Raw genomic sequence first — 14,763 nt, 5'->3', positions numbered from 1 at the left:
TCGCAGCCCGTGCGCAAGCCCGCCGGAACTGACCTGCGTCAGGGGCGCCGGCCGCCAAAGCCCTAACCTGCCTGTACGGAAACGAAGGGGATAGATCATGTCGAGAACGTTGCGCACCTTGCTGGCCGCGGCCAGCGTCCTGGCGATCGCCGCCTGCTCGGGCAAGCCCGAGGCCATGACCGGCGCCGGAGTCACTGCATCGCCTGCCGCCGCGGCGGCGCCGGCCACCGCTCCGGGCGACTTCGGCCCGCCGCAGGGCGCGCCGATCCACGCGGTGCTCACCAGCCCGCCAAACGTGCCGCCGCCGATCCACCGCAACTACCCGGCCAAGGTCATCGTCGACCTGGAAGTGATCGAGAAGGAGATGCCGATCTCCGAGGGCGTCAGCTACACCTACTGGACCTTCGGCGGCACCGTGCCGGGCAGCTTCATCCGCGTGCGCCAGGGCGACACGGTGGAGTTCCACCTGAAGAACTCGCCCGACTCGAAGATGCCGCACAACATCGATCTGCACGGCGTCACCGGCCCGGGCGGCGGCGCGGCGTCGAGCTTCACCGCACCGGGGCACGAGTCGCAGTTCACCTTCAAGGCGCTCAACCAGGGCGTGTACGTGTACCACTGCGCCACCGCGCCGGTGGGCATGCACATCGCCAACGGCATGTACGGACTGATCCTGGTCGAGCCGCCGGAGGGCATGCCCAAGGTCGACCACGAGTATTACGTGATGCAGGGCGACTTCTACACGGTGGGCAAGTACCGCGAGAAAGGTCACCAGGCGTTCGACATGGACAAGGCGATCGACGAGCGCCCGACCTATGTGCTGTTCAACGGCCACGAGGGCTCGCTCACCGGTGACAAGGCGCTCACCGCCAAGGTCGGCCAGACGGTGCGCCTGTTCGTCGGCAACGGCGGTCCCAACCTGGTGTCGAGCTTCCACGTGATCGGCGAGATCTTCGACACCGTGCGGCAGGAAGGCGGCACGGTGGAGCAGCACAACGTGCAGACCACGCTGATCCCCTCCGGCGGCGCGGCGATGGTCGAGTTCAAGACCCAGGTGCCGGGCAGCTACGTGCTGGTGGACCACTCGATCTTCCGCGCCTTCAACAAGGGTGCGCTGGGCATCCTCAAGGTCGACGGCCCGGAAAACAAGGCGATCTACTCGGGCAAGGAGGTCGACTCGGTCTACCTCGGCGATCGTGCCGAACCGAACCTCACGGCGGTCAGCACGGCGGCCAGGGCGAATGCCGCCGGCACGCTGAGCAAGGCCGACCAGATCGCCGCCGGCAAGCAACTGTTCACCGGCACCTGCTCGGTCTGCCACCAGGCCAACGGGGCCGGCCTGCCCGGCGTGTTCCCGCCGCTGGCCAAGTCGGACTACCTCGCCAGGCAGACGCGCGAGCACCTGATCGGCATTCCGCTGCACGGGCTCACCGGCAAGGTCACCGTCAACGGCACCGAGTACGACTCTGTGATGCCACCGATGACCCAGCTCACCGACGACGAGGTCGCCAACATCCTCACCTACGTGCTCAACAGCTGGGACAACCCCGGCGGCCAGGTGAGCAAGGACGAGGTGGCCAAGGTGCGCGCGCAACCGCCCGTCGCCCCCGCGGCGGAGCATTGAGACGATGCGTGCCGGCGCGCTGCTGATGGCGCTCGCGGCGCTCGCCGCGGCACCCGCCGCGGTGAGCGCCGCCGACTACCGGCCGCTGCCCGGCGGGCGCTTCGCCAGCGTGGTGCCGGCCGACGGCAAGGACGCGCCGGCGCAGGTGGCGCCGTTCGCCCTGCGCAGCGAGCCGGTGACCAACGCCGAGTTCCTCGCCTTCGTCATCGCGCATCCGCAGTGGCGGCGCGATCGCGTGGCGCCGATCTTCGCCGACGGCCGCTACCTCTCGCACTGGGCCGCCCCGGACGCGCTCGGCGCCGAGGCGCTGCCGCGCCAGCCGGTGACCCGGGTGAGCTGGTTCGCCGCGCAGGCCTACTGCGAGAGCGAGCACGCGCGGCTGCCGCGCTGGTACGAGTGGGAGATGGCCGCCGCCGCCGATGCCACCCGCGCCGACGCGCGCGGCGATCCGGCCTGGCGCGAGCGCGTGCTGGACTGGTACAGCCGCCCCTCCTCGCACGCGTTGCCGGCGATCGGCGGCGCCGCCGACCTGCACGGCGTGCGCGACCTCAACGGCCTGGTGTGGGAGTGGGTGGACGACTTCAACGCCCTGTTGGTGGGCAGCGACAGCCGCGACCAGGACGGCGCGGACAAGCTGAAGTTCTGCGGCGCCGGCGCGATCAGCCTGCAGCAGAAGGAGAACTACGCCACGCTGATGCGGGTGGCGATGCTGTCCGCGCTGAAGGCGGTCGACACCACGCCCAACCTCGGCTTCCGCTGCGCGCGGCCGCTGGCGAGTGCGCCGTTGGACGCATCACTCCCGGCCGCTGTTCCCGAGCGTGGCGCAGCGCCGTCGAAGGACCACCATGCCGCGCGCGCGGCATCCACCGCCCTGCAAGTGAGCACTCCATGAACCTTCGCATCGCGTTTCCATTGTCATGCGCCCTGCTGATCGGACCGGTCGTGTGCGCAGCGGCCGCCGCGAACACCCCGCTGCCCGGCGACTCGGTCTACCAGCTCGCCGCCACCCTCACCGACCAGGACGGCCACGCCACGGCGTGGTCCGCGCGCCGCGGCACGCCGCAGATCGTGAGCATGTTCTACGCCTCGTGCACGATGGTCTGCCCGATGATCATCGACACCATGAAGGCCACCCGCCGCGCCGCCGGCGACCCGGCCGGGCTGGGCCTGCTGGCAATCAGCTTCGACCCGGCTCGCGACGACACCGACGCGCTGCGTCGCTACGCCGCCGCGCACCGGCTGGACCTGCGCTGGTGGACGCTGGCGCGCGCCACGCCGGGCGACACGCGCTCCATCGCCGCCCTGCTCGGCGTGCAGTACCGGCCGCTGCCCGACGGCGACTTCAACCACTCCAGCGTGCTGCTGCTGCTCGATGCGGACGGCCGCATCGTGGCGCGCAGCACGATCATCGGACGCACCGATCCGGCCTTCGTCACCGCCGTGCGCCAGCTTGCCGGGGCACGCCCATGAACATCGCCTCTCGCGCCCTCCTTCTCGTCCTGCTCGCGCTGCCGCTCGCCGGCGTGGCCTTCGCGCAGCACGCACACCACGCTGCGCCCGGTGACACCGCACCGGTTCCCGCGCCGGCCGCGCGCTGGCCCGCCGACGCGGCGTTGCAGGGCGGCATGGGCCGCATCCACGTCGCGCTGGAGGAACTGCGCCACTACGAGATGGGCCATATGGACGCCACCATGGCGCTGGACCGGGTCGGCCTGATCGAGCAGGCCGCCGCCGACATCTTCGCGACCTGCAAACTGCCGGCAGAGCGCAACGCCGTGCTGCATCGCATGCTGGTGCCGCTGCTCGCCGCCGCGCAGAAGCTCAAGGCCGACCCCGACGACATCGCACAGGTGCAGGCGATGCGCGACGCGCTGGCGGATTACCCGCACTACTTCGCCGACCCGGGCTGGACCGCAGCTGCCGCACATTGACCGCCGCAGTGCGCGGACGCTGATCCAGGTCAGGGTGCGTCGGGCACATCGGTGCCACGCTGGACATGCCTTCCCCCACTGCAGACATGCCGCATGGCCCGCTGGCATCCCTGGATCGTCCTTGTCCACCTGAGCTGTGCGATCGTCTTCATCGGCGCCGTCGCCTTCGAAGTGTTCGTACTCGACGCGCTGCACGGCCGCCTCGACAACGCCACCGTGCAACGCGTGGAAGCCATCGTGATGGAGCGCGCACGGCGTTTCATGCCGTACGTGGTGGCCACGCTGTTCGTCACCGGCGGCCTGCTGTTCGAGCTGCGCTGCGGCGGCCTGTCGTGCATGGGCTCGCGCTTCGGTGTCTGGCTGGGACTGAAGGTGCTGCTGGCGCTGGGCGTGCTGGCGGTATTCATCGGCGCGGTGCGCGCCGGCAGGCACGGCGGCATGGATCCATGCCGTTTCCGCCACACGCATCGCATCGTGCTGGTCCTGATGGCGGCCATCGTGCTGCTCGCCAAGACCATGTTCGTGCTGTAGCCACACCGTTCGAGGAAATCCGCACATGGTCGACACCATCCAGGCCTGGCAATGCATCGGCTGCGGCCGCGTCGAGGCGCCGCAGACCTGCATCGGCGTGTGCCGCGACCGCAAGGTGATGCTGGTGGGGCTGGAGGATTACGAACAGGCGCGCGCCGACGCCGATGCCCTGCGCGCCCGCCTCGCCGAGGTGCATGCGCAACTGCAGCGTTTCGCCCTGGCCACGCCGCACGAAGGCCGCTGGGACGCGGCCTGGCAGGCGCTGCAGCTGCAGTTGCGCGCGGTGCTGCTGACGCTGGCGGACGTGCCGCCGCCGGGTACCGGCCAGGAGCGTGGGCCGTAGAAACGTCACGGCGGAGGGCTTTGCAGCCCGAATGGCTTCTACGGCCCACGCTCCTGGTGCGGTGTTGCCTGCACCTATCATGGCGCACGCCGATACGGCCACAGCACGGTGCGCGATGAAGATCCTGGTCGACGAAAACATGCCGCTGGCACGCGAACTGTTCGCCGACTTCGGCGAGGTGGTCACGCGGCCCGGTCGCGGTCTCTCGCCCGGCGACGTTCGCGACGCGGACGTGCTGCTGGTGCGCTCGGTCACCCGTGTCGACCCATCGCTGCTTGCCGGCTCGCGCGTGCGCTTCGTCGGTACCGCCACCATCGGCACCGATCACGTGGATGTCGACTGGCTGCGCGCCCGGGGCATCGCCTTCGCCAGTGCGCCGGGCTGCAACGCGATGTCCGTGGTGGACTACGTCAGCAGCGCGCTGCTGGAACTGGCCGACCGCCACGGCTTGCCGCTGTCGGGCAGGCGCGCCGGCATCGTCGGGCTGGGCAACGTCGGCTCGCGGCTGAGAACCCGCCTGCTGGCGATGGGGCTGGAGGTGCTCGGCTGCGACCCGCCGCTGGCCGACGGAGGCCGGACCGGGCTGGTCGACCTGGATGCGATCGCCGGCTGCGACATCGTCAGTTTCCACACCCCGCTGGTGTGCGACGGCGCGCACCCGACCCGGCACCTCGCCGATGCCGCGTTCCTGGCGCGGCTGAAGCCCGGCGCGATCCTCATCAACACCGCGCGCGGGGCGGTGGTGGACAACGCCGCGCTGCTGGCGGCGCTACAGCGGCGCAACGACCTGCACGCGGTACTCGACGTGTGGGAAGGCGAGCCGCGGCTGGATCGCCGGCTCGCCGCGCGGGTCGACCTGGCCACGCCGCACATCGCCGGCTACTCCTACGACGGCAGACTGCGCGGTACCTGGATGCTGTACGAGGCGTTCTGCGCCTTTCTCGGCCGGGCGCCGGCGGCGACGCTGGATGCCCTGGTACCCGCCACCGCCCGGTGCGTGCTGGACATCGCGCAATTGGCGCCGCGCCGCGCGCTGGACCTGGTCCGCGCGACCTGGCGCATTGCCGACGACGACGCGGCCCTGCGCGCCACCCTGGAGGCCGACGAGGATGCCCGCGCCGCGGCGTTCGACCGGCTGCGCAAGCAGTATCCGCTGCGCCGCGAGTTCGCCACGGTCGAACTGGCGCACGCGCAGCGGCTCGCCGCGCACCTGCCGGCGAACGAACTGGCGCTGCTCGGCGCACTCGGCTTTGCGCCTGTGCATTGAAGACCGCGCGTGCCGACGCGCTTCCATCGGCGGCTGGCACGGCTGACCTGGATCAGTGCCGCGCCGCGCCACCTGCGCTGCAATGGCGCCATGCCCGACGAACTCGACCTGCGCCATCTCCCCGCGCCCGAACCCATGCTGCATGCGCTGGCCGCTGCCGCCGAACTGGCGCCGGGCGCCACGCTGACGATCGTGGCGCCGCGGTTGCCGCGTCCGCTGCTGCTGGAGCTGGCCATGCTCGGCTTCGACGCCGAACCGGAAGCGCCCGCGGCCGACGGCAGCGTGCGGGTGCGCATCCGCCATCCGCGCGATGACCAAGCTGCGGCTTGAGCAGGCGCCGGCAGCCATGCTGCCGCTGCGCTTCCTGCTGGCCATGCCGTGCTGGGGCATGGTCGGCGGCCTGCTGCTGATGGTGGATGCCGATGCGGCCCTGCGCGTGCGCTGGCATCCGGACACGCTGGCGCTGGTGCACGTATGGACGCTCGGCGTGCTGGGCAACGCGATGTTCGGCAGCCTGCTGCAGTTCCTGCCGGCCGCCGCGGGTACGCGCCTGCGCGGCGTGCGCCAGACGCCGTGGCTGCACGCCGCGTGGAATCTCGGCGCGCTGCTGCTGGTGGTCGGGCTGCACCGCGGCGACCGCGTGGCGCTGGCCACGGCGGGCGTACTGCTGCCGCTGGCCTTCCTGTGGCTGGGCGCGGTGACCCTGCCCGGTCTCGTCATGGCCGCGGGTGAGCGGCTGCTGCGCGCCGGGCTCGGCATCGCGCTGGGCTACGGCATGGCGACCGCCCTGGCCGGGGGGCTGCTGGCCTGGCTGCGTGCCGGCCATCGTCCGTGGCCGCTCGCCATCGTGGACGTGCACGCCGGGTTCGGCGTGCTGGGCTGGATGACCCTGCTGCTGGCCGCGGTGGCGCGGGTGGTGCTGCCGATGTTCCAGGGCACCGGCCGGGTCGCGGCACCGCTGCAGGCGACCTGGCTGGCCGGCGTGGCACTGGCGCTTCCGCTGGCCGGTGCCTGGCACCTGCACCGGCCTGGCGGCATCGCCTGGCCGGTGACAGTCGCGGCGGGCGGCGGCGCGTTCGTGCTGGCCGCGCTCGCCCTGCAATGGCCGATCGCGCGGGAGCGGCGGCACGCGCTGTACCAGCACTGGCGGCTCGGCCTGCTGGCCCTGGCGGCGGCCACGATCGCGCTGGCGGGTGGCGCGGGGATGCTGGCCGGCACACTGGCGCTGGGTATCGGATGGCCCCTGCTGGTCGGTTCGATGGCGCTGGAGATCGTGCCGTTCATCGTCTGGATCGACCTGCGCCGCCGGGTTCCACGAGGCACGCGGATCCCGGGCGTGCAGCGGCTGCTGGAAGAGCGCCGCAAGCGTCAGGTGCTGGCCGTGCAGGGCGGCGCGGCCGCGCTGCTGCTTGTCGCCGTGCTGTGGCCACGGCCGGAACTGGCACGGCTGGCCGGCGCCGCGCAGGTGGCAGCATGGGCGCTGCACGGGTTCACCCTCGCCGGATCACTGCGCGCAGCGCGCGGTTTTCTGCACCGCGCGGGGTCCCCGGTCACCACCACGGATTGCGCTGGGGAATCCGTCGATGCTGCCTGAACGCCTTGCCCTGTCGCACGCCCGTCACGCCATCGATGCCGTCGACGACAGCCTGCTGGTCATGCTCGCCATGCGCCGGCAGCTGGTCCGCAGCGTGGCATGGCTCAAGCCCCGCGCCGGCTTGCCGATGCGTGACCCGGCGCGCGAGCGGGCGGTGCGCCAGCGCGCCGATGTGCTGGCGCGGAAACTGGGCGTGCCGACAGCCACCGCAGCCCGCCTGCTCGACCTGGCGATCGCCGACGCCTGCGTGCAGCAGGGCATGGCGGCTGACCTGGATCAACGCGGCAACCGTGCACAAGCAGGCATGCTCGGCGGCATGAACCCTTCGATCGATCGCGAACGCGCCACACCCATGCTGCGCCTGCTGCCCCCGCCCCGGCGCCTCGCGCCGCTGTTGCGGGTCGTCCCCCGGCGCTGGCAGAACGCCATGCTGGAACGGGCGATGGCCAGCGTGCTGGCCGCCCCGCTGGCGGACCATGCGCTCGACTTCATGGCCGGACGCCGGCTCGGGATCGAGGTCACCGACCTGGGGCTGCACTGGGTACTCACCCTGCGCGAAGGGCGCCTGGCGACTGTCGGCGGCGGCGCCGAAGCCTGCGTGCGCGGCAGCGCCACCGACCTGCTGTTGCTGGCCAGCCGGCTGGAAGACGCCGACACGCTGTTCTTCCAGCGTGCGTTGGTCCTCACCGGCGATACCGAACTGGGCCTCACCGCGCGCAACCTGCTCGATCGGCTGCCGTGGGAGCAGGTGCCGCTCGGACTGCGCATCGCGCTCAACCGCGGGGCGCGGCTGGCCCGTGCGGCACGCGACGCACGGCGCAACGCCGCCTGACCGCAAGGATCGTCATGTCTGCCCGAACCGTTGCCACCGCGCCCGCCTGGCGCGACGGCCTGGAACACGAGTACGCCGCGCTGATCGAGCGGCTGGAACCCCTCGTTCCCTGCCTGGAATTGCCCCTGCACCTGCCGTGGATCGACGCCATCAACGCGCTCAAGCGTGAGCGGGGCGCGGTGATCATGGCGCACAGCTACCAGTCGCCGGAGATCTTCCACGGCGTGGCCGACATCACCGGCGACTCGCTGGCGCTGGCGCAGGCCGCGGCCGACTGCGCGGCCAGCCTGATCGTGCTGTGCGGCGTCCATTTCATGGCCGAGAGCGCCAAGATCCTCGCGCCGCGGAAGACCGTGCTGATCCCCGATCCGCAGGCCGGCTGCTCGCTGGCGTCCTCGATCACCGCCGCCGACGTGCGCGCCCTGCGTGCGCAATACCCGGGCGTGCCGGTCGTCAGCTACGTCAACACCTCCGCCGCCGTGAAGGCCGAGTCCGATGCCTGCTGCACCTCCGCCAACGCCGTGCAGGTGGTCGAGGCGATGGGCAGCGCGCAGGTGATCTTCCTGCCCGACCGCTATCTGGGCAGTCATGTGGCCACGCAGACGCAGGTACGGCTGATCCTGTGGCACGGCCAGTGCGAGGTGCACGAGAAGTTCACCGCGCAGGAGGCACGCCATGCGCGCGAGCGCTTCGGCGCCAAGCTGGTGGCGCATCCCGAATGCCCGCCCGAGGTGCTGGCCGAGGCCGATTTCGTGGGTTCGACCAGCGCCATGGGTCGCTGGCTGGAGCGCGAGCAGCCCGAGCGCGTGGCGCTGATCACCGAATGCTCGATGGCCGACAACCTGCGCATGCGCTTCCCGGCGACCCAGTTCATCAAGCCCTGCAACCTGTGCCCGCACATGCAACGCATCACGCTGCCTGCCATCCACGCCGCATTGCGCGGGACGCAGCACGCGGTCGAGGTGCCCGCCGACGTCGCCGCGCGGGCCCGTCACGCGCTGGAGCGCATGTTGGCAGTGGGCCGGCACGAGGCCGCGTGATGCGCGCGGAGGCACCGGTGCTGATCGTCGGCGCGGGCGTCGCCGGGCTGGCCACCGCGCTCGCCGCCGCGCCCCGGCCGGTGCGCCTGCTGTGCCGCGCGCACGATGGCTGCGGCAGCGCCAGCGCACTGGCGCAGGGGGGCATCGCCGCGGCCGTGGACGCGGCCGACGGCCCGGCGGCGCACGCGCACGACACGCTGGTCGCCGGAGCGCACCACAACGACGAGGCCGCCGTGCGCTGCCTCACCGACGAAGCGCCGCGCACCGTGGCCTGGCTCGCCGCGCAGGGCGTGGCGTTCGATCGCGACGCGGACGGCCGCCTGCAACTGGGCCGCGAAGGCGGGCACGGCGCGGCGCGCATCGTGCACGCCGGCGGCGACGGCACCGGCGCGGCCCTGATGCAGGCCCTGCGCGCGCAGGCACAGCGTGCCACGCACATCCAGTGGCGCGGTGGCGTGGATGTCGATGCGCTGCGCTGGCGCGACGGCCACGTGGTCGGCCTGCTCACCCGCGACGAACGCGGCCGCGGGGAAACCCACGACGCGGCGCATGTCGTGCTCGCCACCGGTGGCATCGGCAGCCTGTTCGGCCGCACCAGCAACCCGCCCGGCGCGGACGGTGCGGGCCTGGCGCTGGGCCTGGCCGCCGGTGCCGCGGCGCGCGACCTGGAATTCATGCAGTTCCATCCGACCGCGCTCGATCTGCCCGGCCGGCAAAACCTGCCGCTGATCACCGAAGCATTGCGTGGTGCCGGTGCACGCCTGCACGACGTGCACGGACACCCGCTGATGAAGGATCTGCACCCGCTGGGCGATCTCGCACCGCGCGACGTGGTCGCACGGCGCGTATGGCAGGCCTGCCGTGAGGGCGGCGCCTGGCTCGACGCCACCGCCGTCACCGACTGGCCGCAGCGGTTTCCCGGCGTGCTCGCCGCCTGTCTGGCACACGGCATCGATCCGCGCACCGGATCCATCCCCGTGACGCCCGCGGCTCACTTCCACATGGGCGGGCTGGCCACCGGCCTGGATGGCGATACCGGCATACCCGGCCTGCACGCGGTGGGCGAGGTGGCCTGCAACGGCGTGCATGGCGCCAACCGGCTCGCCAGCAATTCGCTGCTCGAAGGCGTGGCCTGCGGGCGCAGGCTGGGCACGCGACTGGCCACGTTGGCGGGGCCGTTGCGCGGGCAGGGTACGGCTCGCTGGATCGAGCGTGGGCCGGCACTGGATGCCGGGACATTGGCAGCCCTGCGCCAGCTGTTGTGGACGGCGGCCGGCCCCCGGCGCGACGCCACCACCCTGCGTGACGCCCTGCGCACCTGCGCGGCCTGGCACGGCTGGCAGGCACGACTGGGCGAAGCCGTGCTGCTGGCCGCCCTGCGCCGCACCGACAGCCTGGGCGCGCACTGGCGGCGCGACGCGACCGTGGCCGCATGACCCGGTCAGAGGCGGTCGGGGCCACGGCCCGTGGCCCATGCGCACCCCCAGCCGCGCTGCGCTTGATGCGCATCAAGGCCGCCGCCCCGGCGGCCATCCAGACTGTTCGCTCCTCCACTGAAGCCTTTCCCATGACACGTCCTTCCTCGTTCGACCGGGAGCAACTGCTGGCCTGTGCCCGCGGTGAGCTGTTCGGCCCCGGCAATGCCCGCCTGCCCTCGCCGCCGATGCTGATGTTCGACCGCATCACCCACGTCGACGACCACGGCGGCGCGCACGGCAAGGGCGTGCTGCGCGCCGAGCTCGACATCCACCCGGCGCTGTGGTTCTTCGGCTGCCACTTCGACGGTGACCCGGTGATGCCGGGCTGCCTCGGGCTCGATGCGATGTGGCAGCTGTCCGGCTTCTTCCTGCCATGGCTGGGCGAGCCCGGCCGCGGCCGGGCGCTGGGCGTGGGACAGGTGAAGTTCTCCGGCCAGGTGCTGCCGAGCGCGAAGCGGGTGCGCTACGAGGTCGACGTGCGCCGCGTGATGCGCGGCAAGCTGGCGCTGGTGGTGGCCGACGGCAAGACCTTCGTCGACGACCGCCTGATCTACGTGGCTGCCGACATGCGCGTGGGCCTGTTCCGGTCCACGGAGGGCTTCTGATGCGCCGCGTGGTGGTCACCGGACTCGGCATCGTCTCGTGCCTGGGCAACGTGGCCGATACCGTGGCGCGCGCGCTGCAGGATCTGAAGAGCGGCATCCGCGCGATGCCCGAGTACGCCGCGCGCGGCCTGCGCAGCCAGGTGGCCGGCGTGCCGCAGCTCGACCTGGACGCGGCGATCGACCGCAAGCTGCGCCGCTTCATGGGGAATGCGGCAGCCTATGCCTATGTGGCGATGCGCGCGGCGATCGGCGATGCCGGCCTGTGCGACGAACAGGTGCGCCACCCGCGTACCGGCGTGGTCGCCGGTTCCGGCGGCGGTTCGGCGCAGTGGCAGATCGAGACCGCCGACCTGCTGCGCGACAAGGGCGTGCGCCGCGTCGGTCCGTACATGGTGCCGCGCACGATGTGCTCCACGGTCTCCGCGTCGCTGGCCACCGCGTTCGGCATCCTCGGCCTGAGCTACTCGATCGCCGCCGCCTGCGCCACGTCGGCGCACTGCATCGGTGCGGCGGCGGACCTGATCCGGCACGGTGCGCAGGACGTGGTGTTCGCCGGCGGCGGCGAGGAAGAGCACTGGGGCATGACCGCGCAGTTCGACGCGATGGGCGCGCTCGCCAGCCATCGCAACGACGTTCCCGCGGTCGCTTCGCGACCGTACGACGCGCAGCGCGACGGCTTCGTCATCGCCGGCGGCGGCGGCATGCTGGTGCTGGAGGACTACGACCACGCGCGGGCGCGCGGCGCGCACATCCACGCCGAGCTGGTGGGCTACGGCGTCACCTCCGACGGCTGCGACATGGTCGCGCCGAGCGGCGAGGGTGCCGTGCGCTGCATGAAGATGGCGCTGGCCGGCGTCGCGCGGCCGGTCGACTACCTCAACACCCACGGCACCGCCACGCCGCTGGGCGACATCGTCGAGCTGCATGCCGTGCGCGAGGTGTTCGGGGAGGCGATGCCGCCACTGTCGTCGACCAAGGCGCTGACCGGGCATGCGCTGGGCGCCGCCAGCGTGCACGAGGCGATCTACAGCCTGCTGATGATGCGCGATGGCTTCATGGCGGGATCGGCCCACATCGACGCGCTCGACCCGCGCGCCGAAGGCTTTCCGATCCTGCGCGCCAGCCGCGAGGCGCGCCTCGACACCGTGATGTCCAACAGCTTCGGCTTCGGCGGCACCAACGCCAGCCTGGTGTTCGCCCGGGTATAAGGCAGCCCGGGCCGGGTAGGAGCGCACCCTGTGCGCGAAATGCTCTTGGCTTTGATGTCGATCAGGAGCAAAAGCATTTCGCGCACAGGGTGCGCTCCTACCGCAAGGCATCCGCCCGTTGCCTTGCGGGATGGTTTCGGCTGTCCGTGCGGGGCGGCCGGAACATCGTTCAGCCCACCGGGCGCATGCCCGGTTCGCCGTGCCAGTAGCCGTTGCGGGCGCCGAAGCGCGGTGGCGGCTGCGGCGAGTGGCGGGCGAGGTCGAAGTGGGCCAGCACGTCGGCCATGCCTTCGGCTTGCGGGTACAGCCGCAGCACGTCCACGCCCAGCTCGCGCAGCGCCGGCAGTTCGGGGCCGAGGTCGGTGATCTCCTCGCCCTGGACCTGGATGCCGTTGATGCGCAGGAACGGCCGTCCCTCGCGCGTGGCCAGCGGCAGGCCGTCGGGATAGTCGATGCAGCGGAAGCCGCACTGGTCCTTGGCCAGATCCAGCGCGCGGGCGGTGAAGCAGCGTGCCGAGTAGGCCAGCGGCAGGCGGCCGAACGCGATCACCTCGAGCTCCGGCATCGGCCGGCCTTGCGCCTGCATCGCATCGCGCAACTCGGTCAGCAGGGCGTGGCCCTGCTCCACGCCCGGCACCCAACGGCGCAGGCCGTCGTCCATCAGCATGGACAGGGCCTGGTGGTTGTAGACGTTGAGGGTGGGACCGGCGACGAACGGCACGCCGCGTTCGCGGCACAGTTGCACCGCCGACAGGTCGTTGGCCTCGATCCAGCAGTGGCCGTTCTCGACCATCCGGGTCAGCGCGCCGAGTTCCGATTCGGCCTCGACCAGCGCCAGCGACGACAGCACCGCCTGCTTGCCGCTCTCGCCCAGCTCCCCGGCCAGCGCGATCCAGTCGCGGGTCGACAGTTCGCGGCGCTTGCTGCACACCGTCTCGCCGAGGTAGAGGATGTCGACCGGCCATTGCGCCGCCTCGCGGTAGAACGCCAGCGTGCGTTCGCGCGGCCAGAAATACTGCAGCGGGCCCAGACTGAGTTTCATCGCGTCTCCCGGCTCAATGCCAGTGGCGGTGGTAGGGGCCGAGCGTGGTCTGGTGACCTTCGGCGTGCTTCGACAGCGACTGTCGCCAGCCCGGCCGCAGCGACCAGTCCTGCGGCGCCGCGCGGTAACGGTCCAGCGCGTCGCGCCAGGTGCGGGTGACCGAGCCGACATACGCCACGCCGCGCTGGCGGCCCTCGATCTTCAGCGCCGCCACGCCGGCCTGCGCCAGCCGCGGCAACAGCTCCAGCGTGTTCAGGCTGGTCGGCTCTTCCAGCGCATGGAAGGTTTCGCCGCCGACTTCGAAGCGGCCCTTGCACACGGTCGGGTAACCGGCCGGCTCGGCCGGTTCGAAGCAGTCGATCAGCACATCGTTCAGGCGCACGCTGCGACGGCCATCGTCGTGCTCGTCCCAGCGCACGAACTTCGCCGGCGAGCACACGCCGTGGCGGTTCGGCGAGGCCCCGGTGACATAGCTGGAAAGCTGGCAGCGGCCCTCGACCATGATGCACAGGCTGCCGAAGGCAAACACTTCCAGCGGCACCGGACTGGTCTGGCAAAGTCGCTCCACCTGCTGGACCGAGAGCACCCGTGGCAGCACCGCGCGGGCGATGCCGAAGCGTTCGTGCATGTAGCGCAGCGCCGGCGCGGTGGTGGCCGAGCCCTGCACCGACAGGTGCCGCGCCAGCGCGGGATGGTTGCGCGTGGCGTAATCGAGCACCGCCATCTCCGCGGCGATGATCGCGTCGCAGCCCAGCGCCGCGGCCTTGTCCACCGCGGCGTACCACTGCGCCAGCCGCGCGCTGTCCGGGTAGGTATTGAGCGCGAGGTAGACCTTGCGGCTGCGCGCATGCGCGTAGGCGATGCCCTGCTGCAATTCGGCGTCGGAGAAGTTCAGGCCGGGAAAGGCCCGCGCGTTGGTCTGGTCGCGCAGACCGGCATAGACCGCATCGGCGCCGGCGTCGACCGCCGCCTGCAGGGCCGGCAGGTTGCCGGCGGGGCACACCAGTTGCATGGGCGATCCTCGGCGCGATGGGGAGGCGCATGGTGGCGCGCGCGCCATGGCCTGTCGTTGACCTGGATCATGCGTGTCCGCGCCGCGGCTGTACGGTCGAGCGGTCCGCGCTGCGCGACGGCATGGCGCGCATCCGTTCGGCATTGGAAGCACTGCGTCACTACGAGTTGGGGCACATGGACGCGACCATGGCGCCGGACCGGGCCGGCCTGATCGAATCGGCCTGATCGAGCCGGCCGACGACGGAGCTCCCTTC

Annotated in this window: 17 protein-coding genes; 15 read left to right on the top strand and 2 right to left on the bottom strand. The window is 71.8% G+C overall.

What is annotated here, in order from left to right; all coding sequences use genetic code 11:
- The first annotated feature begins 97 nt into the window (after positions 1-97).
- The 14 genes from nirK (at position 98) to fabB (ending at position 12,453) form a co-directional block, all read left to right on the top strand.
- Positions 98-1,624 carry a copper-containing nitrite reductase gene (gene nirK / locus ACO2Q2_RS11040; RefSeq protein ID WP_423255828.1) on the top strand — a complete coding sequence of 509 codons (1,527 nt, stop codon included), beginning with the start codon at positions 98-100 and terminating at the stop codon, positions 1,622-1,624.
- Between the two features lie 4 nt (positions 1,625-1,628).
- Positions 1,629-2,516: a formylglycine-generating enzyme family protein gene (locus tag ACO2Q2_RS11035; RefSeq protein WP_423255827.1), complete on the top strand. Its 888-nt coding sequence runs from the start codon at positions 1,629-1,631 to the stop codon at positions 2,514-2,516.
- On the top strand, positions 2,513-3,094 hold the full coding sequence (locus ACO2Q2_RS11030) for an SCO family protein (RefSeq protein ID WP_423255826.1): 582 nt from the start codon (positions 2,513-2,515) through the stop codon (positions 3,092-3,094). Before ACO2Q2_RS11035 ends, ACO2Q2_RS11030 begins: the two co-directional genes overlap by 4 nt.
- On the top strand, positions 3,091-3,555 hold the full coding sequence (locus ACO2Q2_RS11025) for a DnrO protein (protein WP_423255825.1): 465 nt from the start codon (positions 3,091-3,093) through the stop codon (positions 3,553-3,555). The genes ACO2Q2_RS11030 and ACO2Q2_RS11025 overlap by 4 nt, the downstream gene beginning before the upstream one ends.
- 93 nt (positions 3,556-3,648) lie before the next feature.
- The gene (locus ACO2Q2_RS11020) at positions 3,649-4,086 is read left to right on the top strand and encodes a hypothetical protein (protein WP_423255824.1); all 438 of its coding nucleotides are present in this window, start codon (positions 3,649-3,651) and stop codon (positions 4,084-4,086) included.
- 25 nt (positions 4,087-4,111) lie between these two features.
- On the top strand, positions 4,112-4,429 hold the full coding sequence (locus ACO2Q2_RS11015; RefSeq protein WP_423255823.1) for a hypothetical protein: 318 nt from the start codon (positions 4,112-4,114) through the stop codon (positions 4,427-4,429).
- 115 nt (positions 4,430-4,544) lie between these two features.
- Positions 4,545-5,696, top strand: coding sequence for a 4-phosphoerythronate dehydrogenase PdxB (gene pdxB, locus ACO2Q2_RS11010; protein WP_423255822.1), 1,152 nt, complete (start codon positions 4,545-4,547; stop codon positions 5,694-5,696).
- Positions 5,697-5,705: 9 nt separating this feature from the next.
- Positions 5,706-6,026, top strand: a complete 321-nt coding sequence (locus ACO2Q2_RS11005) for a DUF2249 domain-containing protein (protein ID WP_423255821.1) — start codon at positions 5,706-5,708, stop codon at positions 6,024-6,026.
- Positions 6,007-7,290, top strand: coding sequence for a hypothetical protein (locus tag ACO2Q2_RS11000; protein ID WP_423255820.1), 1,284 nt, complete (start codon positions 6,007-6,009; stop codon positions 7,288-7,290). Before ACO2Q2_RS11005 ends, ACO2Q2_RS11000 begins: the two co-directional genes overlap by 20 nt.
- The gene (gene ubiT, locus ACO2Q2_RS10995; protein ID WP_423255819.1) at positions 7,280-8,122 is read left to right on the top strand and encodes a ubiquinone anaerobic biosynthesis accessory factor UbiT; all 843 of its coding nucleotides are present in this window, start codon (positions 7,280-7,282) and stop codon (positions 8,120-8,122) included. The genes ACO2Q2_RS11000 and ubiT overlap by 11 nt, the downstream gene beginning before the upstream one ends.
- Before the next feature lie 14 nt (positions 8,123-8,136).
- A complete protein-coding gene (nadA, locus tag ACO2Q2_RS10990) occupies positions 8,137-9,162 on the top strand; it encodes a quinolinate synthase NadA (protein WP_423255818.1) in 1,026 nt (341 codons plus the stop codon).
- Positions 9,162-10,598, top strand: a complete 1,437-nt coding sequence (locus ACO2Q2_RS10985; protein ID WP_423255865.1) for an L-aspartate oxidase — start codon at positions 9,162-9,164, stop codon at positions 10,596-10,598. The genes nadA and ACO2Q2_RS10985 overlap by 1 nt, the downstream gene beginning before the upstream one ends.
- A gap of 131 nt (positions 10,599-10,729) precedes the next feature.
- Positions 10,730-11,245, top strand: coding sequence for a 3-hydroxyacyl-[acyl-carrier-protein] dehydratase FabA (gene fabA / locus ACO2Q2_RS10980; RefSeq protein ID WP_423255817.1), 516 nt, complete (start codon positions 10,730-10,732; stop codon positions 11,243-11,245).
- The gene (gene fabB / locus ACO2Q2_RS10975; protein WP_423255816.1) at positions 11,245-12,453 is read left to right on the top strand and encodes a beta-ketoacyl-ACP synthase I; all 1,209 of its coding nucleotides are present in this window, start codon (positions 11,245-11,247) and stop codon (positions 12,451-12,453) included. Before fabA ends, fabB begins: the two co-directional genes overlap by 1 nt.
- Positions 12,454-12,622: 169 nt before the next feature.
- On the opposite strand, the gene ACO2Q2_RS10970 is transcribed toward fabB, so the two are convergent.
- On the bottom strand, positions 12,623-13,495 hold the full coding sequence (locus ACO2Q2_RS10970; RefSeq protein WP_423255815.1) for a U32 family peptidase: 873 nt from the start codon (positions 13,493-13,495) through the stop codon (positions 12,623-12,625).
- Between the two features lie 13 nt (positions 13,496-13,508).
- The gene (gene ubiU, locus ACO2Q2_RS10965) at positions 13,509-14,507 is read right to left on the bottom strand and encodes a ubiquinone anaerobic biosynthesis protein UbiU (RefSeq protein WP_423255814.1); all 999 of its coding nucleotides are present in this window, start codon (positions 14,505-14,507) and stop codon (positions 13,509-13,511) included.
- Positions 14,508-14,536: 29 nt separating this feature from the next.
- On the opposite strand from ubiU, the gene ACO2Q2_RS10960 reads away from it, so the two are divergent.
- Complete coding sequence (locus ACO2Q2_RS10960; protein WP_423255813.1) at positions 14,537-14,734, top strand: hypothetical protein; 198 nt, start codon at positions 14,537-14,539, stop codon at positions 14,732-14,734.
- The last annotated feature ends 29 nt before the right edge of the window (positions 14,735-14,763 follow it).

Source organism: Dyella sp. KRB-257, assembly GCF_049445995.1.
GTDB lineage: Bacteria > Pseudomonadota > Gammaproteobacteria > Xanthomonadales > Rhodanobacteraceae > Dyella_A.
Note: the sequence above shows the minus strand (reverse complement) of the source record. Positions and strands in the feature narration are given on the sequence as shown.